Source organism: Geminisphaera colitermitum TAV2 (genome assembly GCF_000171235.2).
Classification (GTDB): Bacteria; Verrucomicrobiota; Verrucomicrobiia; order Opitutales; family Opitutaceae; genus Geminisphaera; species Geminisphaera colitermitum.
This window is the reverse complement of record NZ_ABEA03000006.1, coordinates 38286-60303: the sequence shown is the minus strand read 5'-3', so window position 1 is coordinate 60303 and position 22018 is coordinate 38286. Positions and strand designations below refer to the sequence as shown.

Genomic DNA, 22018 nt, shown 5'->3' with positions numbered 1-22018 from the left:
GACAGGTGAAGAGGTATCCAAAATCGTCCGATAGCTCCATCCGCTCGAACTCTTTTTCACGTTAGCCCTAACGTGAATTCAATCGTCCCCCCCCCCTCCCCCCCCTGCCGTTTGCTCTCCGGTCACGCCGCGATTCGCGGGGCACGCTTGCGTGTCGTCACGCCGTCCACCCAGCGGCCGGTCGTCATCACGGTCTTGGGTTCGCGGGGGATGCCGTGCTCGTTGTGATGGATTTGCTCGACGAGCAGTTCGAGCGCGGTGGCTCCGATGTGACGGTTGTTTTGGTCGATGCCAGAGTAATTGGCGTGGTTGCTCTGGATGTTGAGGCTGGCCAGTCCGACGTCACGCGGCACCCGCAGTCCCATGCCGCGCAGCCACGTCATGACAAGCGGATGCAGGGTGACAACGACGTCGGGTTGCCAGCGACGATACCACTCGGGGAAACCTTTCTCGTGGTCGTCGCTCCAAAAAAAGATCGGGATGCGCGCCCGCGCCGGTTGCGCGGGATGAAACGACATGATGCCGCCAGCCAGGCGGTTTTCGGCGTGGTCGTTGTCCTCGTGGCGTATGGCAAAACCGATTCGCACGTAGCCCAACTCCGTGAGGTGACGCACGGCCATCGACACGGTGAGGAAGTGGTCGTTCACGGCGCGGTGGAGTTTTACGGTTTTGTAGGAGTAGCCGACAGAGGCGCAGGCAAAGTCCGTCCAATCAAATTCCAACTCCGGCGCGTGCAGCGGCAGCGGGTCGAGGATGATGCCAGGGATGCCGCGGGCGCGCAGCAGGCCTCTCATGCGCGCCGGGGTCATGCCGGGCTCTGTGAGCGTGAAACGCTCCAGCTTGTAACCGAGTTCGGCGGCGCGGGCAACGGCTCCTTCGTGGAGATCGACGAGGTGCGACCACTCGTTGAAGACAGCGTCGGTGTGGTTACTGAGGAAGGCGAGTGTGGGCGCACTCTGCGCAGGCTTGCCACTGCGGAGTTGGGCCATGAGCGCCGACACCATGGGGTTGGGCCGGTAGCCGAGGGTGTCGGCGATTTTGCGGATGCGTTCGCATGTGGCGGACGGGATGCTCGGATGATTTTTGAGCGCGCGGGATACGGTCATGAGCGAAACGCCGGCGCGTGTCGCTATTGTCTGCATGGTGGGTTGGCCGGGCATGGGAACGGTGCGTTGGAGGCGGGAAGAAGATGGCGGGAGGCTCAACGAGGATGGAAGGAGAGGCGATGAGTTACGTTAGGGCTAACGTCAAAAAGAAATGGCGGTGGATTGCGAAGTGAACACGCTGGATGGCCAATTCATCAGCCTTCCTGCCCATTCCGTCTCTTCCCCATGAAACGTCGTTATTTCACCCGCATTCGCACACGTTCCAATGCCCGTGCCTTCACTTTAATCGAATTGCTCACAGTCATCGCCATCATCGGTGTGCTGGCAGCGATTATCATCCCCACCGTCGGCAAGGTGCGCTCAACGGCCCGGAAGGTGACTTGCACGAACAACATGCGGCAGATCACCACTGCCGCGCTCCTTTTCGCCGCCGACAACAGGGACCAACTGCCGGGATTTTTCTACAACCCGACCTACAATCGCTGGGACTTCAATATCCTGCGGGTCATCAGCAAGAGCAGCACCGGCCAGCCACCCTATTCACGCATTCTGCACTGTCCGCTCGACAACAAAAAACGTCCGGCCGCCGCCCAGTTACGACCGCGCTCCTACGCCTATAATCCGTATCTGTTTGCGGGTTACACTGGAGGCACTCCTGCAACGAACAAGGTCGGCATCGAGCTTGGCAAAATCGCGAACCCTTCCCAGATGGCCATGCTCACGGAGCATTACAGTAATGCTGCCGGCACTACATGGTTGGAGTATCCTTCCGACGCATATCTCTGGCTCTCCAGCATCGTTGACGCGCATGAGGATGGTGTCACCAGCGTTTCATTCTGCGATGGCAGCGTACGCAAATTGCCCTGCAAAACACAGCAGGACAAAGATGACTTTGCGGCGAGGTATGCCAAACTCCAATAGCGCGCCACCTCAGAAGGTGGCGCTGACTTCGTGCTGGTGGCCGGGGATGAGTTCGATCTCGCCGGCGGCGGTGCACTCGATCTGGTCGTTTTTGTAGAGGCGCACGCGCAGCGGTGTCGTGGCGTCGGTCGTCTCCCATCGCCATTTTCCAATGGATACAAACTGGAGCGGCACGCCTTTGTCGGGTCTCAGGCCGGGGCCTTCGCCGCGAATGTAGAGTTTGTTGCCAATGCCAATGTAGGCGGTGGCAATCAGGCGCGTGGCTCCGTCGCTCGATATGGATCGGCTGGACTCGGACGGCTCTTCGTGAAACGCGGGATCATCAAAGAGGCCGGGCGTGGTGTCTTCCTTTACGATTGCAGGCTTGGCGGCACGACGCGCTGGCACGGACGCGGGGGGGGGGGGGGGAAGGAAGGGCGTTGCCGGGACGGGAGCGGCTGGCGCTGGAATGGGCGGCAGGATATGCGCGGGATCAACCGCGAGTTCGGCGGCAATCTCCGCTTCAAGCGCGGCCAAGGTCGGATCGGGCTCAGGTTCGGGTGAGGCGGCAGGAGCAGAGGGGGGAACCGGGGCAGGGTCGGCGACTTTTTCTGCCGTTCTGTCGCTGTCCGGGCGTAATGCCGGTTGAGGATCTGAAATCTCAGGCGCGGCTGGCGCGTCGGCAACAGGTTCGGGAGCCGGTTCGGGAACGGGCACCGGAGGGGTTGTAGTGCCGGTTTTACTACGCGGGGTTTTTGTCGATTTGGCTGGCTTGGCCGGTTTGTCGGCAGAATCGGCATCGGCCTCCGCAGCGGGGGCGGCTTCGGCTTCGGCGACAGCGGGGACGCTTTCGGGAGCGGCTCCGGCAATCAGGCTGCGGAGGCCGCGACCGAGGCGGGTGCGGGTGGCGGCGCTGCCGTTGCCGGTGGCTCCCGGCACAGTGACCGGCGGCACGGCAGGCGTGGTTTCGGATTCGTCGGCGGCCCCGGCTTCCGGGGTCCCGGCGGCCGGGGCACCGGAGGGGGGGGGGGGGGGGAGGGCTGCGGGCGTCGCAGCGACTGCGGCCAAGGTGGCGGCTGCTCCGGCGAGGGCATCGGCGGCGGTGCGGAGTTGTTGCGCGGATTCGTCGAGGACGCGGAGTGTGGCCTGGGTGCGCTCCGCAGTCGCTTCGGCGGCGGCTTCGGCAGCGGCCTTCGCGGCGGCGCTGGACTGGCTGACGGCGTCTTGAAGGCCGGTTTGCAGGGCGGCCTTGAGTTGCGTCCGGTCTTCCTCGTTCGAGGTGCGCAGCCGGGTGGCGGTCTCGTCGAGCCGGGCGAGCGCGGCGGTGACAGTGGCGAGCGTGGCGTCGGCGGAGCGTGTAGTCTCGGCGGCGATACCGGAGGCGCTGGCAAAGGTCTCGGTGGCGGCGGTGCTGGCGGCGGTGATTTTTTCGAGGAGGGTCTGGAGTTTTTCCAACTGCACGGAGTCGGCGGCGCGGAGACGGGCGGCCTCTTCACGCAGGGTTTCGAGTTCGCGGTTTTCGACGGCGGCGCGGGTTTGGGCGGCTTGTTCGTCGATCTGCCGGGCGGCTTGCTGGAGGATGCCCTGGAGTTGTTGGGGGAGTTGCTCGGAGGCGAGGCTGGCGCGGTGGGCGTTTTCCGCGAGCGCATGGAGCGAGGTGACGGCGGCGTCCACGCGAGCGGTGGCGAGGGTGGTGTCGCGGGCGAGCGTGTCGAGTTCCCGCTGGCGGGCGTGGGCGGCGAGTTCCTGTTTGCGCACGAAGTCGGCCCAGAAGGGCACGAGGGCCAGGGCAGTGCCGCCGCCGGTCAGCAGGGCGATGGCAATGACCGAGGCGGCATCAAGCGGCGTGCCGCTGCATATCCCGACGAACAGGGCGGTGAGCAGCAAAAACGCGTCGGCGGCGAGAAAGGGGAGTTTGGGCAATTTGGGTGCGGCTTCGGGTGATGTATTCATGGACGCTGATGCGTTGCATCCAACAGATGCGGCCGCGCTCTGCAAGTCCTTGGACATCCATCATCGAACATCCTCGGAAGTCCCCGCCGGGCGACATTGGACATCCAACGTTTAAAATCTCGTTGCGGCGCGGCGCGGGGACGGGCTTTGTTGTCCGTTTTTCCTGATTCAAGTTCCACACGTCCCTTTTATGAAGCTGCAACGCACTCATCACTGCGCCCAACTGACCAAGGCCGATCTCGGCGCCTCCGTCTCGCTCCTCGGCTGGGTGGACTCCATCCGTGACCACGGCGGCATCCTTTTCATCGACCTGCGCGACCGCAAAGGCATCACGCAGGTGAAGTTTGACCCGCAGTCCAACCCCGCCCTCGCCGCCCAGGCCGCCACGCTCAAGCCCGAGTCCGTCATCGGCGTCGATGGCAAGGTCGTTGCCCGCCCTGAAGGCACCGTCAACGCCTCCCTCCCCACCGGCGAGATCGAAGTCGATGCCACCGCGCTCACCATCCACAACATCTCCGACACCCCGCCCTTCCCGCTCGACGACGCCGCGGCCGACAAGGTCAACGAAGACCTGCGCCTGACCTACCGTTACCTCGACCTGCGCCGCCCCAAGATGCGCAAAAACCTTCAAGTCCGCCACCGCGCCACCAAGGCCATCCGCGACTACTTCGACGCGCAGGAATTCATCGAAGTCGAGACCCCCGCCCTCTTCAAATCCACGCCCGAAGGCGCGCGCGAATACCTCGTGCCCTCGCGCATCCACCCCGGCGAATTTTACGCCCTCTCGCAGTCCCCGCAGCAGTTCAAGCAGATCCTCATGGTCGCCGGCGTGGAGCGGTATTTTCAGATCGCCCGCTGCTTCCGCGACGAAGACCTGCGCGCCGACCGCCAGATGGAGTTTACCCAAGTGGACGTCGAGGCGTCGTTCATCACGCGCGAAGACGTTTACGCGCTCTTCGAGGGCATGTTGAAAAAGGTCTGGAAGGACATCCTCAACGTGGACATCCCCGCGCCCATCCAGCGCATGCCGTTCCACGAGGCGATGAACCGCTTCGGCGTCGATAAACCCGACCTGCGCTTCGGCCTCGAACTCACCGACCTGACAAAAACGTTCAAGACGTCCGCCTTCAAGGTGTTCCAAGCTACGGTCGCGGGCGGCGGCGTCATCAAGGCGATCAACGCCAAGGGCCTCGCCGACCTCACGCAAGGCGAACTCAAGAACCTCGAAGACATCGCCAAATCACTCGGCGCGAAAGGACTCGCCTTCATCAAAGTCGAGGGCGGCGAATGGAAATCACCCATCGTCAAGTTCTTCTCCGACGCCGAGAAAGCCGCGCTCACGCAACAACTCGGCATCGCCGAGGGCGACATGATTTTCTTCGCCGCCGCGCCTTGGGAAAAAGCCTGCGCCATCCTCGGACGCATCCGCCTCGAAGCCGCGCAACTCCTCGTCAAGCGCGGCAAACTCACCATCGACCCCAACGACTGGAAATTCCTCTGGGTCGTCGATTTCCCCCTCATGAGTTACGACGAGGAACGAGGCGGTTACGCGGCCACGCATCACCCCTTCACCGCGCCCGTCCCCGAGGACATTCATCTGCTCGACAGCGACCCGAAGGCCGTGCGCGGCCAGCACTACGACCTCGTTCTCAACGGCATGGAACTCGGCGGCGGCTCGATCCGCATCCACCAGCCCGCGCTCCAGAAAAAGGTCTTCGAGGACGTGCTCAAGATCCCGCAGGACGTCGTCGAAAGCCGTTTCGGATACATGCTCAAAGCCTTCACCTACGGCGCGCCTCCGCACGGCGGCATCGCGTTCGGTCTCGACCGCATGGTTGCGCTCCTCTGCGGCACCACGAGCATCCGCGACGTGATCGCCTTCCCGAAGACGCAAAAGGGCCAGGATCTCATGGCGCAGAGCCCCACCCCCGTCACGGCCAAGCAACTCAAGGAATTGCACATCCAGACCGTGATTCCGGCAGCGGAGTAATTTCCTTTAAGGAGCCCCCCCCCTCCTCTATTTTTTCGATCTCACATGTCACAAATCATCGCCGACAGCTAATGTGTTTCCCTCATGCCAGTCACCTTCGGTCAAAAGCGTGATTCGGTTCGAGGGAATGCCGCGCTCATTCTGGTTGATCTTGTCAATGAGATGGCGCGCGGCAGTCGCGCCTATCGTCGAGGTATGATGGATGCCGGCATGCCCCTGCGCCTCCGGATCGATGACGTTGATGTTGACTAGTCCAATGTCGCGCGGAACCCGCCAACCGGCCTTCTTCAGCCAAGCTTCGATTCGGGACCAATACGTGTTGGACGAGACGATCACGCGCGGACGGACTTCACGTATCCATTTTTCAAACGCACAATCGTCCCACGCGGGGAGAATCAACGGCTTCAACGCAGTCAGTTTCCGTTCATTCTCCACCGCGAGCCGATAGGCGGCGCGCAGGACTCCACCGTTGCGATCATCCACTTCCAGGGGAAACACCAGGCCCACCCGCGTGAATCCCCGGCGCAGACACTGTGCGCAGATCACGCGCATCATGTGAAAATTGTCCGCATTGACGCGGTCGAAAGCCGGCTCCCTGAAAGAATTGTGGATCGCCACCACGCAAAATCGCTCCCACTCCAGCGCGAAAAGCCGATCTCGGTCCGGCAGCGGGCCGAGGATGATGCCAGGGATGTTCCGGGTGATGAGGATCTGGTTGAGCCGCTCCTCGTGCAGTTCACGATCAATGACAAACTTTTCCAATTTGTAGCCACGGCGCACGGCGGCATTTCGCGCACTCGCGATGTGACCGTTGTTGGCCTGCTGAAGTGAATCGCCGCGCAACACATAGGCGATGGTCATGTGGCTGTTGAGGGACGCTTTCTGATGGCGCAGCGTACTGAGCGCGGCAAGCAGAGGATTGGGCACATAACCGAGAGCATCGGCTGCGACGCGCACACGTCGCCTGACATCCTCCGAAATACGCGGATCGTTGCGCAGAGCTCGTGAAACCGTCGCCTGATGCACTCCGGCGGCACGGGCGACATCCTTCATCGACGCTGGCAGGGGGGGGAGGGTGCGTTCCATGCATTGGATTGCACAACAGCCCCGTTGCGCAGCGCAAGCGCAAGATCATAGATCGCGCCACATCGACTACTGCCGCCCGTCCCGACCAGTCCGCCACACCCCTCCAATGCCTTTATCAAATATGAACACTCTGACCGAGATCACTATTCCCGATGCCATCCCTTCCTCCGCGCCACGCGCACCTCGCATTCATTCCGTGCGACCGCCATCCATGTCCCCGCATGATTTCCTCCGCAATCAGAAGTTGTTTACCGAATGGCGCGATCCGGCGACCGGCGTGGCCAGCCACATCCTGACTCGCCGCGTCGCGCCGGTGCAGCAGTCGTTCTATTTCACGAGTCCGAGCATCACGGACGACGGTCGTTACTACTGGTTCTATTGCGCCTTTCCTCCCAGCGGCAGCGGTTATCACGGACGCACGCTGGCGGTCGCAGACCTGAAGGCTGGCGAGATCATCCATCACCCGAACACCCAGTTTCTGGAAGCCTCTCCACTGGTTGATCGCCGCACCGGAAACGTCTATTGGTGCAACCCCGTCGGCATCTGGAAACTCGCGCCGTGCGCCGAGTCCGAGGCCGAGTTGGTGAATAGATTTTCCCCCGAATTTGTGGGCTATCAGGACGTGCGACGCTATGCCACCCACCTGACCTTTTCGGCCGACGGCAGCGCACTTAACATCGACGCCGAAATCGGGCACAAATTCTGCATCGGCAGCGCCCCGCTCGACGGCGGAGACATCGAGATCTGGCAGGAGATGGACCACTGCTACAAGCACGGTCAATGGAACCCCGTGGACCCCGACCTGATGCTGATCGCGCAGGACCACTGGATAGATCGTGCAACATGGACGCGGCACACATACCAAAACCGCCTCTGGCTCATCCGCCGGGGCGGTCGGGCCGAGCCCATCTACACCGCCCCCGTCGCGGCCGACCCCGGGAAGCAGGTCCCGGAACACAATCGCGACCGCCGCACCCGCCACGGCCACGAGTGGTGGAGCGCGGATGGCAAACACATCTGGTATGTCCACTACGGCCACGGCGTGGAGCGCATCGCCCTCGGCGCGTCCGCGCCCGAACGCGTGTGGAACATTGAGCGCATCGCCCATGCCCACGCCGACGCGACCGGACGTTTCCTCGTCTGCGATGGTATCCATTCCACCACGACCGAAACGTGGCGCGTGACCTTTTACGACAGCGAACTCCGTCGCGAGCTTCCTCTGGTTTCGAGCATGCCCAGGCTGCTCCACGACGAGCCCCGCTACCACATCCACCCCCATCCCCATTTCTGCCTCGGCGACTCGCTCATTTGCTACACGACAACCGTTCTCGGCCAAGTCGATGTGGCCTTCACCCGGATCAGCGATCTGCAAGCCCTCTTGCGCTAAAACGTCCCCCCCCCCCCCTTCCCTGCCCAACGCAAAAACATCAAATCATCACCACCATGAACAACACACACCACCTCGCCCGTCTCGTTCGCCTCTTGAGCGCCAGCGCCCTGTTGGGGCTGGCCGCCGTCCTGTCTCCTGTATCCGCCCAGACAGCCATTACCCTAAACCCCTCGGACTGGTTCACTGCCAACAGCGATGGAGGCGCTACCATAGGGGAAAAGTTGCAGTTTGGCAGTTTGGGCGACGGCACCAGCACCATCCAGCACGCCGTGACCTATTTCGCGCCGACGGGCCAGACCGTGAACCTGTCGCATGTCGGCGATTCGTTGAGCCTGTCGCTGACCCTTTCGGTTCAAGTCAAAAACCCTGGCAACCCCAGCAAGGATCCCACATTTGGATTAAGTTTTTATGATTCGGGAGGCTCGCGCGTCTCCTCGGACGGGGCCGGGCCAGGATCTTCCGGAGGCCCCTATGCAGAATACCGTGGCTACCGTGTCGGTGTGCGTCCGGCCACAGACACCGGCAAGAGCGACCCATTCGAACTCCGGGCACGGTCGGGCACTGCCAACACCCTCGCGAACACCACTACCGCCCACGCCACGCTCATCGGGACCGGCGGCACGTCCAGCACTGACAGCGCATTGGTATCCGGCACACAATACAACGTCACCTACTCCATCACCCGCACCGGCGCGGACACCCTGAGCATCGCCTTCTCGCTCACCGGCTCTGGCGTAACCGGCTACAGCGACAGTTGGACGGTGGCCTCGTCGAGCGGCGCGTTCTACACCGCCTTCGACACCTTTGCCCTCTCGCTGGGGAACTCGAATATATTCAACTCCATCACCCTCCACGACGTGAGCCTATCCGCCTCGATCATCCCTGAACCTCGCTCGGTGGCGGCTCTGCTCGGCCTCGGAGCCCTGGGACTTGTGGCAGCGATGCGGTGGCGGCGTTGAAGAATCGGCCCGTCGCCTTCATTCATCTCCCCCCCCCCCATCACGACATCCAGCTTCGATGAAATACGTATCCAAGGTCTTGCTACTGTTTTCCCTTCTCTGCCCGGCGGTCCTCTCCCTTGCGAATCAGCAAGAGTGGCCTGCGATGGACGGGTTGGAGGTCGCGCCGAACGGCTCCTTCACCTTCGACCGTCTCCCGGTCATGGTCTGTCATTTCGACTTGGGATGGAATCGGGTGGACCAGCGTCGGCTCAAAACCGCGCCCGGCTACCCCAAATCGAACGCAGCCCTTTCGGAGACGCAGGGAACGCTCCAGCCGCGCGATATTCCCGAGCCGATCACGCTGCGCCAGCGTCTGGACCGGATCGACGCCCACTCCTTCCGCGTCCGTTACGAAGCCTCGCATCCGGCCGGCGCACCGACCCGCGAGATTTATCTGCAAATCGAACTGCCCATGACGTTCGCCGTCGGCAAGACGGTCCTTCTCGATGGCAAACCGCATACGTTGCCCGTCGATTTCTCGGCGACACGTCTGGCCGTGGAGGACAAAATTCAACGGCGCACGCTGGTGGTCCCCGGAGCCAGCGGCACGGTGACGATCGAGGGTGTCTTCAGCGTGCTCCTTCAGGACGCGCGCCAGTGGAGACAGGACGTCTATGCGCTGCGCCTGCGCTTTTCCCCGCAGAAAGATCCGCTGACCAAGGCCGCCCTCGAACTGACCTTCCGGCACACGCCCTCGCCGGACGCCATCGCGCCCCTCCCCCCGGTGATGCCGTGGACGGCTGTCACCAGCACCGAGTGGGCTGAGCACGCACACGCGCTCGATATTGAAGCGGGAAGTGTATTCGATTTTTCATCACAACTCGACGCACCCGCCGGCAAACACGGCCCGGTGATCGTCACACCCGAAGGCCATTTTGCCTTTCGTGACCTCCCCGGCGAACGCGCCCGTTTCTGGGGCGTCAACCTGTGCTTCTCGGCCAATTTCCTCGAAAAAGACTTGGCCGACCAGCTGGCCGAACGCCTGGCCCGCTCCGGTTACAACAGCGTGCGCTTCCATCACTATGACCGGGAGCTTCAGAAGAAAGACGGCGCGTCGTGGGAGCTCGATCCCGAAAAACTTGACCGCTTCGACTACCTCTTCACCGCGATGAAAAAACGCGGCCTCTACATCAATATCGACCTCTACACCTCCCGCACCTTTACCCCCGAGGAATTTGCCTCGGTCGGATTCCCTCCCGTAACCGATACCAGTGCTGCGGCGGGCGAGATGCACTGGCGGTTCAAGGCCATCCTTCCCGTTTCGGAACAGGCCTTTGACATCTGGGCACAATTCGCCCGCAACCTGCTCACCCATCGCAATCCCTACACCGGGCTCACCTGGGGTCAGGATCCCGCCGTCGTCGGCATCTGCCCGGTCAACGAGGATGCGCCCCGCAACCGCATCGACAGCGACCCGGTCGTCAGCCGCCTCTACCAGGAGCGATTCGCCGCCTGGCGGGCACTGCCGGAGAACCGGACGCAGACCGACAAGGACCGTGAGCGGGCCTTTAACCGGTTCGTTTACGAAACCCAGATCGAGTTCAACGCCCGCCTGCGCGCATTCCTGCATGACCTCGGGGTAACGGTTCCTCTGACCGGCACCAACCACCGCACCGCGCAGGGCCTCGCCTTCGTCCGTCAGCACCACGACTACGTGGACAATCACCGGTATTGGGACCACCCCTCGTTTCCGCAGGAACGCTTCCGCATCCCCTTCCAGTTCCGTCAGGCCAGCGCCACGCGCCACGCCGCGGAAGTTCCGCGCGACCTCATGCCGACACGCATCACAGGCAAGCCGTTTGCGATGACGGAATTCAACTTCGTCCGTCCCAACTCCCACCGGGCCGAAGGCGGCGTGCTCATGCCCGCCTACGCCAGTTTGCAAGACTGGGATGCCCTCTACAACTTCGACTACGCCAGCCACAGTCGCGACGTGGAGCGCCCCGGACTGGGCGGCACCTTTTCTATTTCCGCCGATCCCATCGGCCAGATCGCCGACCGGGTGGGAGCGGCCATCTTCCTGCGAGGCGACATCGCTCCGGCGCGGGGACTGATCGGCTTCGCGGTCCAGCCCGGCACGGCCTTCGTGAGCCGGGAGACGCCATTCCCCGATGTGTTTTCCCGGCTCGGGCTGATCACCCGCATCGGCTCGCAGCCAGCCGCGCCCGAAGCGTTGCTACGCGAGCCCGGCATCGGCGCGGTCGTCGTTGAGCCTGCGGACTACCGCCCCGGAGTGGACCAACGTATCTATCCCGCCGAAAACACGCTCACCGCGCGACTGGAACGCGACGGCGTGTTGCCACGCGGTTCCATCTCGGACAACGGACGACGTTACCGGAGCGAAACCGGCCAGATCGAACTGCGCACGGATGCCGGCACGATCAAAGTCGTGGCCCCGCGCAGCGAACAATTCGTCCTCCCCTCCGGCGCAGCCCTTTCGGGAGACCGGGTGGCTGTGCGCAACGGCTCCGTCTTCGGCACGGTTTCCGTCATCGCCGTGGACGGGCAACCGCTCGCCCGCAGCGGCCGCCTGCTGGTCACGCACCTCACGGATTCTCTGCTCACCGGCATGCGCTTCGCCGACGCGACCCGACGCCTCTTGGAAACACGCGGGCAACTGCCGCACCTGCTCCGACGCGGTGCTGCCGACCTGACCCTCAAACTCGGCGAAGGCAACTACCGTGCCTGGGCCGTTTCCCCCTCGGGCGCCCGCCTTCACGAGGTTCCTCTTACGCCGACGAACGACGGCTGGCACCTGCACGCAGAGACAGTGACGCCGCAAGGCACCCAACTCGCCTACGAAATCGCCCGCGAACAAGCACGCTGATATTAACAGTCACTCCAACATCCATCCGTATCCAAATGCAAACTACTACCTCCGGCATTCGCAATACCAGTGCCTTCACCCTGATCGAATTGCTCACTGTAATCGCCATCATTGGCCTCCTGGCGGCGATTATCATCCCTGTCACAGGCAAGGCTCGTGAAGCGGCCCGCAACGCCACCTGCAAAAGCAACCTCCGCCAGTTCGGTGTGGGCGTCTCCCTCTTTGTCATCGAAAACAACCGCTATCCCCACACCGTGGGCGGTCCCAACCTCAACTTCCACGGGGAACTCGCTCCCTACATCAAGGTTCCCGAAGGCTCCAAAGGCACCATTGTTGACGAATGCCCCTCCCGGGCCATCCGCGTAACCGGCCACATCAACCGCTCCTACAGTGCCAACCCCTATGCCCTCACCTCCACTTCCGATTACCCTAATCCCATCCGTCCAAGCGCAATCTTCCGCCCTACGGAAACCATCCTTTACATGGACGCCATCCAGCGTCCTGACAACGGGACCATTGACGCCGCCAGCGCCGCCACCCGTATGGTCAAAATCCCCAGAAATATGACCCTCACTCCCAGCGCGACGAATGCCAACACCCTCCTCCCCGCCGATGTATCCAGCGATACCGACGGCGTGGACGAGGGCGCCTACCGTTTCCGCCACAATGGCAAGGCCAACGCCCTCCGGGCCGACGGCTCGGTTGTATCCGTTGAAAAAGGCACGCTCAAACAACGGCACTTCGCGATCACTTACTGACCGGTCCCCTCCCTCCCCCCCGTTATCCCGTTATTCATCCAATGAACCTCTCCTTTCTCGCTCGCTTCCGCTCAAAGGTGGCGCCTGCCGACCGCGTGCCAGCAGGGCAAAAGCTTGCCTACGGGCTTGGCGGGCAGGTGGAGGGCATGGCTATCTGGATACCCAAGAGCAACCTCATCCCCGTTTTCAACATCGGACTCGGGCTCGACCCGGTGTTCATCAGCGCCATCATGATGATCTGGCGTATGTGGGATGCCATTACCGATCCAGTGATGGGTAACATTTCCGACAACGCGCGCACACGCTGGGGACGCCGCCGTCCGTTCATCGTCGCGGGCGCGATACTCACCGGACTCACCCTGCCGCTCATGTGGTGGATGCCGCGCGACCTCGGACAGTGGCAGATGGCGGCATGGCTGCTGGTCAGCGGCTTCATTTTCTATACCTGCTTCACCGTCTGGACGATGCCCTACTACAGTTTGCAACTGGAAATGTCGCCCGACTACGACGAGCGGACGAACATCACCGCATGGCGGGCTGTTTCGCAGAAATTCATCACGCTGGCGGGCGGCTGGATTCTCGCGCTGGCGGTGCTGCCCGTGTTCAGCACGAGCGCGGATGGCGCGCCCGACATGGTCAACGGGATGCGCTGGATCAGCATCGGGCTCGGTGTGCTGACAATCCTGGTCGGCTCCTTGCCGGGCATCTTCGTCAAAGAGCGTTATTACGCAAAAAAAACGGCGAAGCAGGAAAAACAACCGCTCATCGCCGGCATGAGGCAGACGCTGAGAACACGGCCTTTCCTGTGGCTGCTGGTCGTTGTCATTTCAAAATCATTCGGAGTGGCATTGGTGAGTTCGCTGGGCTTTTACGTCAACGCCTACCACGTTTGCCGTGGCGACCTTGTGCTCGCGGCAAAAATCCAGGGGGTGAAATCCAGTCTCCTCCTGGTTCCGGCCATTCTGGCCGTGCCCTTCTGCACATGGCTTTCGGCCCGTCTCGGAAAACACATGATGCTGTATCTGACGACCGGATGCGGGATGCTCGGTTATCTTTCAGTCTATGTTTTTTACACGCCGGAGCATCCGTGGCTGCAAGTTCTCTCGAGCTTGCTGATCGGGCCTGTCTCGGTGGGATTGTGGCTCGTTGCGCCCTCGATGCAGGCGGACATCGCCGACTATGACGAACTCGCCACCGGCAAGCGTCGCGAGGGCAGTTTCGCCTCGGTGTTCTCGTGGTGCCTTAAAACCTCCGGGGCGATTACCACGGGGTTGGCGGGGGTTGTGCTGACGCTGACCGGTTTCAAGGCCGAATACGGCGCGGCGCAACCGGGGCATGTCGCGGAAAATCTCCGACATTTCTATGTGTGCATCCCCGTCGCGTTCATGCTGCTCAACCTGTTCGCGATAAGCCGCTACAAATTGACCAAGACGCGCATGGCGGAAATCCGGACGGAACTGGAAACGCGACGCGGAAAGCTCTGACCCCGGACTCATCAGCGTTGCCCCCGGCGCGAGGACTGTCCCTATTGGCACCATGGCCGAAGACATCCACGAACGCTCCGTCATGACACCCGACTCCCCCTCCCCCCTTCCCCCCCCCCCCCCATCGTTGGCCGGACTCTGGATTGCAGCCGATGGCACGGTGCATGTCGCACTTGCCCGTCCCGATGGCACGCGCACGGAACGCACCGATGCCTTTCGTCCCTTTGCCTGGCTCACCGCATCCACCACCGACGCACCCGAACTCTCGATCGAACGCACCTCCAACGTCGCCCACTTTGAATCCCTCAACGGCGACGCCGTCTTCAACCGGCTCGTGCACATCGACACCCTCGCCGCCTACGAGCCCTTTATCAAAGCCGCGCGCGCCGCATCCGGGAGCGGCTTTGGCATCGACCTCATCCGCCCGCTCGAAAACCAGTATCTGCTCCAGCACCGCCAGCGCCTCTTCCGCGACATCGCCTTCTCGCAAGTCCGCCGCTGCCAGCTCGACATCGAAACCGCCTCGCATGACGGCGAGTTTTCCGACGCCACCAAACCCGACGACCGCATCCTCGCCATCGGCCTCCGCTTCACGGCCCCCCCCTCCCCCCCCCGCACCCGCCTCCTCGTCCTCGAAGAAATGACCGACGCGGCGGAAAAAAAACTCCTCGAACAATTCAACGCCCTCCTCGCCGAAGAGGACCCCGATTTCATCGAAGGGCACAACATCTTCAAATTCGACCTCGACTACCTCCGCCGCCGATCCAAGCGCCTCAAGGTTCCCTGCGCCTGGGGTCGTTTCGGGCAACCCGCCACCTTTCGCAACAGCCGCCTCAAAGTCGCCGAACGCTGGCTCGATTTCCCCCGCTGCGACCTGCCCGGGCGCACCGTCGTGGACACCTACCTGCTCGTGCAACTCTACGACATCACCACGCGCGAACTCACCTCCTACGGGCTCAAGGACGTGGCCGTCTATTTCGGCATCACCGACGAGGACTCCGCCCGCACCTACATCGAAGGCTCGCGTATCCAGGAAACCTTTACAACCGACCGCGAACGCTTCCTCGCCTACCTCGCCGACGATCTGCGCGAGACGCAAGGCATCGCCGACCTGCTCCTGCCCACCTACTTTGAGCAGATAAAAACATTCCCCATCCTCCCGCAAGAGGCCCTCCTGCGCGGCAACACCGGCAAGATCGACCTCCTCTTCCTCGAAGAATATTACCACGCCCGCCAGTCCTGCCCCGCGCCGCCCGAAGTCCGCCCCTTTGAAGGCGGCTACACGCGCAGTTTTCAAGAAGGCGTATTCAAACACGTATTACACTTCGACGTTGCCTCGCTCTACCCGAGCCTCCTCCTCGCCATCGGACAAAACCCCGCGAACGACTCCCTCGGCGTATTCATTCCGCTACTACGCACGCTCCGCGACTACCGGCTGCGCTACAAACAACTCGCCCGCACCGCCCCCACCGCCGGCGAGCGGGCGGAGGCGCAGGCGCGGCAGGCCAGCTTCAAAATCCTCATCAACTCCTTTTACGGCTACCTCGGCTTTTCCGGCGCCCGCTTCGGCGACGGCGAACTGGCCGCCGAAGTCACCCGCCAGGGACGCGAACTTTTGCAAAAACTTGTCGATGCCTTCACCGCGCAAGGTTGCACAATTCTTGAGGCCGACACCGACGGCATTTATCTCGCCTCCCCCGCCGATCACGACGACCCGGAAAACCTGCTCGCCCGCATCACACCGATCCTCCCCCCCGGCATCGAACTCGAATACGACGGACGCTACGAAGCGATGTTCTGTTACAAGGCCAAGAACTACGCGCTCTACGACGGCGAGGCGAAAAAGATCATCCTCCGCGGCAGCGCGCTGCGCTCGCGCGGCACCGAGCCCTACCTGCGCAAGCTCGGCAAGCAATTGATCCACTATCTCCTCGGCGCCAGCCCCGATTCGCCGATCGACGAAGTGGCCCGCCTGCGCGCCGCCATCCCCGCCCGCGAACTCCCCGTGCAGGAACTCGCCAAGTCGGAAATCCTCAGCCAGAATCCCGACGCCTACGAACGCTGGATCGAAGCCGGCGGCAAGCCCCGCCGCGCCGCCGCCGAGGCCGCGTTGCAACTCAATCCGCGTCCGCGCATGGGCGACCGCGTGGCGTATTACGTGATGCATCGCGCGTCCGGAAAAATCGCCGACTGGCAGCGCGCCCGTCCCGTGGAATTGTATGATCCTGCCACCGCGCCCTACGACGCCGATTATTATCTCAAAAAAATCGACGACTGGCTGGAACGCTACGGCCCTTTCCTTGGCCTCCCCCCTCCCCCCCCCCCCGGCGGCGTGCAAGGCGAGCTGTTTTGAGATCAGTTAATCAGGCAACTGTCTCTTCAACCTTCAGCCATTCGGCCTCGTCCCACATCGCCGCTGGCACCACCCGATGCGGCGGGATTTGTGTGCGAAACCACGTCCGCTGCTTGCGCACCAACGCCCGCGTATTTCTGACAATTTCCGCTGCCAGCGCCCCCCCCCCCCTCCCCTCTGTCGCGACGGCGTCCAGCACGGCCAGTGTTTCCCGATAACCGATGGCACGGGCCGCACTCGGATTTTCCCGAAACCCCGCCGCCGCCAGCCCGGCCACCTCCTCCACCAAACCCGCCGCCAACATCGCTTCCACCCGTTGCACGATTCGCGCATCGAGCTCCGCCGGTTCCCGCTCCAGTCGCACGCACACCTTTCGCCACTCCGCAAACGGCCCCGGCTGCCGCGCAAAGTCCGCCGCCAGTTCCACCAGCGTCCGCCCCGAAGCCAGACAACGCTCCAAGGCCCTCGTGACCCGGCGCGGATTGGCCGTGTCCAACCCCGCCAGATCTCCCGGCGGATTCAGTATCCGCAATCGCACTACCAAAGCCGCCAGCCCCTCCGATTCCAACTGACGCGCCACCTCCGCGCGAATCTCCGCCGGCACCGCCACGCCATCCGCCACAGGGGAAAAAAATGCCTTCAAATAAAAACCGCTCCCGCCCGTCACCAACACCCGGCGCCCCCGCGCCTCGATGTCCCTCACCGCATTTCGGGCCAGTTCCACATAGCGCGTGATGTCCATCGGTTCCCGCACCTCGCAAATGTCCACCAAATGATGCCGGACCCGCGCCAGTTCCTCACGAGTCGGCTTGGCCGTGCCGATGTCCATGCCCCGGTAAAACAAGAGGGAATCGCACGAGACGATCTCCGCGTCATTGGCCTCGGCCCAGCGCAAAGCCAGTTCGGTTTTCCCGACCGCCGTTGGCCCGGTAAGAACATAAATCACACGCGACGCCTCATTCATATGAACTCAAAGTTTTTGTTGAGGACGCAGCCATTCTGCGAATTCAAAAATCGCCAAGGGATAATCCCCGCCGCAACGTATCACTCCGCATGAAATCACCTGCCGAAGACCACGACCTTCGCGCCCTGCTCTCCACCTGGCGCCCTCCCCCGCCCGCCCGCGATCCCCATTTTCAGTCTGCCGTCTGGACCCGGATCAACGCCCACCCCGCCCCCACCCCCGTTCTCCTGACGCTGCCCGGAAAATTGTTGTCGGTTTTCATGACCCGCGCGCTCGCCGCGACGACCGCCACCGTGGCCACCGCCGCCATCGTCGGCGTCACGCTCGCCCTCTCCTACAACCACGCGCAAGCCACTGATCGCATGGCCGCCGCCTACATCGCCCGCATCGATCCCCTGCAACGCGCGCACCTCCCCGGCCCCGCCGCCGCCACCACCGAGCCGGCCACTCCAGCCACTCCCGGTCACGAGCACCATCAGTCCACCGCCAGCCCGTGAAACGCCTCCTCTACACCGCCCTTGCCGCCCTCGCCGCCTGCGCCCTCGCATTTGGCCTCACCCACTGGCTTGGATGCGTCCCGCACGCCACCGCCGGCAACGACACCCTGGCATGGCTGCAAAAAGAATTTGCCCTCACCCCCGCCCAGACCGACGCCATCCAGAAACTCCACGCCGCCTACGAACCGATTTGTGAAGAACATTGCCGGCGTATCCAAGAAACCCGGACACGACTCGCCGCCGCGTCCGCCGCCCCCGACGCCTCCGCCCATGCCGCCGCCCAGTCCGACCTCGACCACCTCACCCGGCTCTGCCGCGACACCACACTTGCACACCTTCGCCAAGTCGCCTCGCAAATGACCCCCGAGCAAGGCCGCCGCTTTCTCGCGCTCACCGAACCGAAACTCGAAACCGCCCCGCACGATCAACCCATGGGACTGAAGTGAGCCGCGCCCGATGACCGACGCCACGGACAACACTCCCCCTCCCCCCCCCCCCCCCGTTGGCGACGCTGCCGCCGCACCCGACGACGAGGCGCTCATGCTTGCCCTGCGCGACGGCGACGACCTTGCGCTCAACCTACTCATGCACCGCTGGCAGGTGCCGTTGCGTCATTTTTTGGAACGCCACCTGCAGAACGAGCACGACGCCCACGACCTCGCGCAAGAGACCTTCGTGCGCATCTACCAGCATCGCGCGCGCTGGCGCGATGGCTCCCGATTTTCGACCTGGATGTTTCAGATCGGACTCAACCTGACTCGTGACCGCGTCCGTTGGCGCAGCCATCGCAATCATCCACCGCTCGACGCCGCCCGTGACACTGCCAGCGACGCCCCCCTGCCCGCCGCCACTGTGGAGCTGCAAGAACGGGCCGAAGCTGTGCGAGTCGCCATTCATGCGCTCCCCGACGACCTGCGGGCGACCGTGATCCTATCTGAATACGAGGACCGTTCGCATGCCGAGATTGCCGACATCATGCGCACAACGCCCAAGGCCGTTGAAACCCGCCTGTATCGCGCCCGCCAACTCCTCCGCAAACGCCTCTCCCGCTGGCTGTCCTGTTAAACTGGAGCCGATGGTCGGAGTCGAACGGATTACCTTTCCGCATATGGCATTGATATTCAGAAACTGCATATTGCGGCTAATAGGCTTGTAGCAGCGATACGCACATTAAAGGGAGGGCGCGACGATGCCTAACGCCGCCCAACTCCAAGGCGGCAAAGCCGTTTGTCCGCGTCCGCGCCGGACCTACACGCCTTGTGAGGCATCGGCGGCGGCGGAACAATTTGGTTTTTTCCGCTCGGCGCGTTGGTGGTCGGACCGTTGCAAGACTGGCAAGGTCCGCACGCTCGCTGCGCTTCGTCCGTTCCATTACATAACAGAAGAGGAATTGATGCGGGTGATTGGTATCGTGGACCTTGCCGAAACGGGAGGTGAATCGTGAAGCGTCGCGTGCCGATTCACCGTCGCTTAACGGCCTATTTGCGGGCGATTTTCGCGAAAGGAACACGTTTCTATCGTTTGGACATGGACGCCCTTGCGCGTTCGTTTTCTTGCACGAAAAGAACCGTGGAAAACGCGCTTGTCACGGTGCGCGAATCCGGGGCGTTTCGTTTCGAGAAAAAACGCATCGGGCGTTCGTATTCAGTATTCTGCTACCCGCTGGTTTTTGCTGCGCGGATTTCAGACCGAAACTCTCCTCACTTAAGGGGGTTTTGCTACGCAAAAAAAGAATATCAAAACACGGCTGCGCCGGATTTGAAAAAATCTTCTCAGGGGGGATGGCAGACCGATCGCAAGGCACCGCCGCGCATCCTCGCTCTTGCCGCTTGGTTCGCTCGAAACGTTCTTTGCCGTGCGCATCGGTCCATTTCGCGGACGATGCCACGTTTTGCGCACGCTTACCGCTTCGCAGCGGATGCCCTTCACGCCGGTTTTTCGCGGGACGCGATTGCAGACGCTTACCGCTACGCCTTGCGGTCCATTGACGACGATTTGGCGCATTTGCCGCGTTCCGTCCGATGGGAACCGTCCAGCCTGATCCGCCTCGCCCGCCGTCGCCTTGTGGACGGTTTGAGCATGGCGGAACGCGTGGCGATTCGCCGCCGTGCGCTTGCTGTCGAATCCGGCGAGTCGTCCGCCGTTTCGTCCATTGTGGAAAACGTGATCGTCTCTTTTGCCGTGCCAAAGGCTAGCGAGGAAACGGCGTTTTCCGACCTCCAACACGACCCTGAATTCGCCGCTTTGCTTGCGGCACATGCCCAATGAGACCTTTGACCCGTCGCGAGCTAATCGCCCGCCATAACATCAACAAAGCCGCCTTAGCCGCGCATCAGGCTTACGGTTTTGACCATCCAATCACGAAAGCGATTCGTGCGAAAAGCGCAGCAATCGCCGCCGCCGCCGAAACGTCACGAATGCCCGATGTTTCGATTCTGAAAGGGGGCGCATCGTGATTTACGCGAACGACTACGAAAACCTCTATGAATTCGACCCTGTAAAACGCGCCTTGCACGACATGCGGGACGAATTTGAAAGCCACCGATTGGAGGTGGTTTTAGTCCCACAAAAAATCCACACAAACGAAGGCGGATGCATCCGCGTGCTGGCGGATCAAAACGCCCGCTGGTATCGTGAATTTTGCGGGCGTTTCGCTTCCTCGCGTCGCCGCAACAAGGCCCTTTTCGACACGAAAATCAAACGGCGAAACACCGAACGCGCCCTTACCGCGCTAATCGAAGGACGAAACGGCGGAATCTATGGCCCTGCCATTCTCTCAATCGCTCGTGAAAGGGCGGAAAACGAAAACCCATTCTAACGTCATGAATAAACCAATACTCAAAGTGTTGTCTCTCGGCGCGGGCGTACAATCGTCCACATTGGCGCTATTGGCAGAGGCCGGAGGAATCACCAAACCCGATTGCGCCATATTCGCTGATACCGGCCATGAACCGCGCCACACGCGCACGTTTGATCCGGGCTCCGGGAAATGGATCACTGGTGGAATCTACGGATGGCTAGATTGGTTGGAATCGCAAGTTAGCTTTCCGATTTACCGTGTCCATAAGGGAAACCTTTTCGAGGTGGCGGCAGAAGTCCGCCTGTCACAGAAAAGTGGCAAGCTCTACATGAAAGGTCTGATCCCGGCCTTTATCGACAAAGGCGACGGGAAGCCCGGCTTGCTTGGCCGTAAATGCACCGCAGATTACAAAATCATTCCGATACAGCAAAAGGTGCGTGAATTGCTAGGCGTGAAGCGAGGCGGCAAGTCGGTTGCGTGCGAAATGTGGGTTGGAATTTCGATGGACGAAGTTATACGCATGAAGCCATCACGCGTGCCGTATATTCGTAATACTTGGCCGCTAATCGACCTTGGCATGACACGACAGGATTGCTTGCGTTGGTTGTCATCGAACGGTTACCCGATAGCACCGCGCTCTGCTTGCGTTGGTTGTCCTTTTCATGGAGACGACGAATGGCGCAATTTGCAGGAAAACTCCCCGCTGGATTTTGCCGCCGCCGTGGCGGACGAACAACGATTACAGGACGCTGCCCGCCGCCAAGAAGCATTGGACGGAATGCCCTACCTGCACGGTTCCTGCCAACCTCTCGACACCATCACGTTTTCTGACCGCGCTTCCTATGGGCAGTTGGAAATGTTTGGTAACGAATGTGAGGGGATGTGCGGGGTTTAACTGCCCATTTTGAC

Annotated in this window: 20 protein-coding genes; 16 read left to right on the top strand and 4 right to left on the bottom strand. The window is 62.1% G+C overall.

The window, feature by feature from the left end; all coding sequences use genetic code 11:
• Window positions 1-122: 122 nt before the first annotated feature.
• Window positions 123-1160: a LacI family DNA-binding transcriptional regulator gene (locus tag OBACDRAFT_RS01165; protein ID WP_043582169.1), complete on the bottom strand. Its 1038-nt coding sequence runs from the start codon at window positions 1158-1160 to the stop codon at window positions 123-125.
• 171 nt (window positions 1161-1331) lie between these two features.
• On the opposite strand from OBACDRAFT_RS01165, the gene OBACDRAFT_RS01160 reads away from it, so the two are divergent.
• A complete protein-coding gene (locus OBACDRAFT_RS01160) occupies window positions 1332-2027 on the top strand; it encodes a type II secretion system protein (protein ID WP_052360814.1) in 696 nt (231 codons plus the stop codon).
• Window positions 2028-2036: 9 nt separating this feature from the next.
• Here OBACDRAFT_RS01160 and OBACDRAFT_RS01155 read toward each other — a convergent pair whose 3' ends face one another.
• Window positions 2037-3959, bottom strand: coding sequence for a coiled-coil domain-containing protein (locus tag OBACDRAFT_RS01155; protein WP_043582167.1), 1923 nt, complete (start codon window positions 3957-3959; stop codon window positions 2037-2039).
• Between the two features lie 190 nt (window positions 3960-4149).
• Between OBACDRAFT_RS01155 and aspS the strand changes: the two genes are divergently transcribed.
• Window positions 4150-5949, top strand: coding sequence for an aspartate--tRNA ligase (aspS, locus tag OBACDRAFT_RS01150; RefSeq protein ID WP_043582165.1), 1800 nt, complete (start codon window positions 4150-4152; stop codon window positions 5947-5949).
• 48 nt (window positions 5950-5997) lie between these two features.
• Here aspS and OBACDRAFT_RS01145 read toward each other — a convergent pair whose 3' ends face one another.
• Window positions 5998-7002, bottom strand: a complete 1005-nt coding sequence (locus OBACDRAFT_RS01145; protein WP_198529830.1) for a LacI family DNA-binding transcriptional regulator — start codon at window positions 7000-7002, stop codon at window positions 5998-6000.
• 154 nt (window positions 7003-7156) lie between these two features.
• Between OBACDRAFT_RS01145 and OBACDRAFT_RS01140 the strand changes: the two genes are divergently transcribed.
• From OBACDRAFT_RS01140 to OBACDRAFT_RS01115, 6 genes are read left to right on the top strand one after another with little or no spacing between them, the layout of a single operon-like run.
• The gene (locus OBACDRAFT_RS01140; protein WP_052360813.1) at window positions 7157-8422 is read left to right on the top strand and encodes a hypothetical protein; all 1266 of its coding nucleotides are present in this window, start codon (window positions 7157-7159) and stop codon (window positions 8420-8422) included.
• A gap of 56 nt (window positions 8423-8478) precedes the next feature.
• Window positions 8479-9384, top strand: a complete 906-nt coding sequence (locus OBACDRAFT_RS01135) for a hypothetical protein (protein WP_043582161.1) — start codon at window positions 8479-8481, stop codon at window positions 9382-9384.
• Between the two features lie 58 nt (window positions 9385-9442).
• Entirely contained in the window at window positions 9443-12253 is a 2811-nt protein-coding gene (locus tag OBACDRAFT_RS01130; protein WP_052360812.1) for a hypothetical protein, read from the top strand.
• Between the two features lie 35 nt (window positions 12254-12288).
• Window positions 12289-13011, top strand: a complete 723-nt coding sequence (locus tag OBACDRAFT_RS01125) for a type II secretion system protein (RefSeq protein ID WP_043582159.1) — start codon at window positions 12289-12291, stop codon at window positions 13009-13011.
• A gap of 41 nt (window positions 13012-13052) precedes the next feature.
• Window positions 13053-14495: an MFS transporter gene (locus tag OBACDRAFT_RS01120; protein WP_043582157.1), complete on the top strand. Its 1443-nt coding sequence runs from the start codon at window positions 13053-13055 to the stop codon at window positions 14493-14495.
• Window positions 14496-14547: 52 nt separating this feature from the next.
• Window positions 14548-16848, top strand: a complete 2301-nt coding sequence (locus tag OBACDRAFT_RS01115) for a DNA polymerase domain-containing protein (RefSeq protein WP_232766480.1) — start codon at window positions 14548-14550, stop codon at window positions 16846-16848.
• Between the two features lie 10 nt (window positions 16849-16858).
• Here OBACDRAFT_RS01115 and miaA read toward each other — a convergent pair whose 3' ends face one another.
• Window positions 16859-17794: a tRNA (adenosine(37)-N6)-dimethylallyltransferase MiaA gene (miaA, locus tag OBACDRAFT_RS01110; RefSeq protein ID WP_232766478.1), complete on the bottom strand. Its 936-nt coding sequence runs from the start codon at window positions 17792-17794 to the stop codon at window positions 16859-16861.
• A 107-nt stretch (window positions 17795-17901) separates the two neighbouring features.
• Between miaA and OBACDRAFT_RS01105 the strand changes: the two genes are divergently transcribed.
• From OBACDRAFT_RS01105 to OBACDRAFT_RS01070, 8 genes are all read left to right on the top strand, one after another.
• On the top strand, window positions 17902-18309 hold the full coding sequence (locus tag OBACDRAFT_RS01105) for a hypothetical protein (protein WP_052360811.1): 408 nt from the start codon (window positions 17902-17904) through the stop codon (window positions 18307-18309).
• Complete coding sequence (locus tag OBACDRAFT_RS01100) at window positions 18306-18755, top strand: periplasmic heavy metal sensor (RefSeq protein ID WP_043582152.1); 450 nt, start codon at window positions 18306-18308, stop codon at window positions 18753-18755. Before OBACDRAFT_RS01105 ends, OBACDRAFT_RS01100 begins: the two co-directional genes overlap by 4 nt.
• 10 nt (window positions 18756-18765) lie before the next feature.
• A complete protein-coding gene (locus OBACDRAFT_RS01095) occupies window positions 18766-19374 on the top strand; it encodes an RNA polymerase sigma factor (RefSeq protein ID WP_081721739.1) in 609 nt (202 codons plus the stop codon).
• Window positions 19375-19498: 124 nt separating this feature from the next.
• The gene (locus tag OBACDRAFT_RS01090) at window positions 19499-19753 is read left to right on the top strand and encodes a hypothetical protein (protein WP_043582150.1); all 255 of its coding nucleotides are present in this window, start codon (window positions 19499-19501) and stop codon (window positions 19751-19753) included.
• Window positions 19750-20577, top strand: coding sequence for a hypothetical protein (locus OBACDRAFT_RS27750; RefSeq protein WP_157836862.1), 828 nt, complete (start codon window positions 19750-19752; stop codon window positions 20575-20577). Before OBACDRAFT_RS01090 ends, OBACDRAFT_RS27750 begins: the two co-directional genes overlap by 4 nt.
• Window positions 20574-20765, top strand: a complete 192-nt coding sequence (locus OBACDRAFT_RS01080) for a hypothetical protein (protein WP_043582146.1) — start codon at window positions 20574-20576, stop codon at window positions 20763-20765. Before OBACDRAFT_RS27750 ends, OBACDRAFT_RS01080 begins: the two co-directional genes overlap by 4 nt.
• Window positions 20762-21127, top strand: a complete 366-nt coding sequence (locus tag OBACDRAFT_RS01075; RefSeq protein ID WP_043582144.1) for a hypothetical protein — start codon at window positions 20762-20764, stop codon at window positions 21125-21127. The genes OBACDRAFT_RS01080 and OBACDRAFT_RS01075 overlap by 4 nt, the downstream gene beginning before the upstream one ends.
• 4 nt (window positions 21128-21131) lie before the next feature.
• Window positions 21132-22004, top strand: coding sequence for a hypothetical protein (locus tag OBACDRAFT_RS01070; protein WP_052360810.1), 873 nt, complete (start codon window positions 21132-21134; stop codon window positions 22002-22004).
• Window positions 22005-22018 lie beyond the last annotated feature (14 nt).

What these genes read in the sequence shown, in the direction of transcription:
- OBACDRAFT_RS01165 (WP_043582169.1), bottom strand. Translation starts at nt 1,160, where the DNA reads ATGCCCGGCCAACCCACCATGCAGACAATAGCGACACGCGCCGGCGTT.
- OBACDRAFT_RS01160 (WP_052360814.1), top strand. Translation starts at nt 1,332, where the DNA reads ATGAAACGTCGTTATTTCACCCGCATTCGCACACGTTCCAATGCCCGT.
- OBACDRAFT_RS01155 (WP_043582167.1), bottom strand. Translation starts at nt 3,959, where the DNA reads ATGAATACATCACCCGAAGCCGCACCCAAATTGCCCAAACTCCCCTTT.
- aspS (WP_043582165.1), top strand. Translation starts at nt 4,150, where the DNA reads ATGAAGCTGCAACGCACTCATCACTGCGCCCAACTGACCAAGGCCGAT.
- OBACDRAFT_RS01145 (WP_198529830.1), bottom strand. Translation starts at nt 7,002, where the DNA reads ATGAAGGATGTCGCCCGTGCCGCCGGAGTGCATCAGGCGACGGTTTCA.
- OBACDRAFT_RS01140 (WP_052360813.1), top strand. Translation starts at nt 7,157, where the DNA reads ATGAACACTCTGACCGAGATCACTATTCCCGATGCCATCCCTTCCTCC.
- OBACDRAFT_RS01135 (WP_043582161.1), top strand. Translation starts at nt 8,479, where the DNA reads ATGAACAACACACACCACCTCGCCCGTCTCGTTCGCCTCTTGAGCGCC.
- OBACDRAFT_RS01130 (WP_052360812.1), top strand. Translation starts at nt 9,443, where the DNA reads ATGAAATACGTATCCAAGGTCTTGCTACTGTTTTCCCTTCTCTGCCCG.
- OBACDRAFT_RS01125 (WP_043582159.1), top strand. Translation starts at nt 12,289, where the DNA reads ATGCAAACTACTACCTCCGGCATTCGCAATACCAGTGCCTTCACCCTG.
- OBACDRAFT_RS01120 (WP_043582157.1), top strand. Translation starts at nt 13,053, where the DNA reads ATGAACCTCTCCTTTCTCGCTCGCTTCCGCTCAAAGGTGGCGCCTGCC.
- OBACDRAFT_RS01115 (WP_232766480.1), top strand. Translation starts at nt 14,548, where the DNA reads ATGGCCGAAGACATCCACGAACGCTCCGTCATGACACCCGACTCCCCC.
- OBACDRAFT_RS01105 (WP_052360811.1), top strand. Translation starts at nt 17,902, where the DNA reads ATGAAATCACCTGCCGAAGACCACGACCTTCGCGCCCTGCTCTCCACC.
- OBACDRAFT_RS01095 (WP_081721739.1), top strand. Translation starts at nt 18,766, where the DNA reads ATGACCGACGCCACGGACAACACTCCCCCTCCCCCCCCCCCCCCCGTT.
- OBACDRAFT_RS01090 (WP_043582150.1), top strand. Translation starts at nt 19,499, where the DNA reads ATGCCTAACGCCGCCCAACTCCAAGGCGGCAAAGCCGTTTGTCCGCGT.
- OBACDRAFT_RS01080 (WP_043582146.1), top strand. Translation starts at nt 20,574, where the DNA reads ATGAGACCTTTGACCCGTCGCGAGCTAATCGCCCGCCATAACATCAAC.
- OBACDRAFT_RS01070 (WP_052360810.1), top strand. Translation starts at nt 21,132, where the DNA reads ATGAATAAACCAATACTCAAAGTGTTGTCTCTCGGCGCGGGCGTACAA.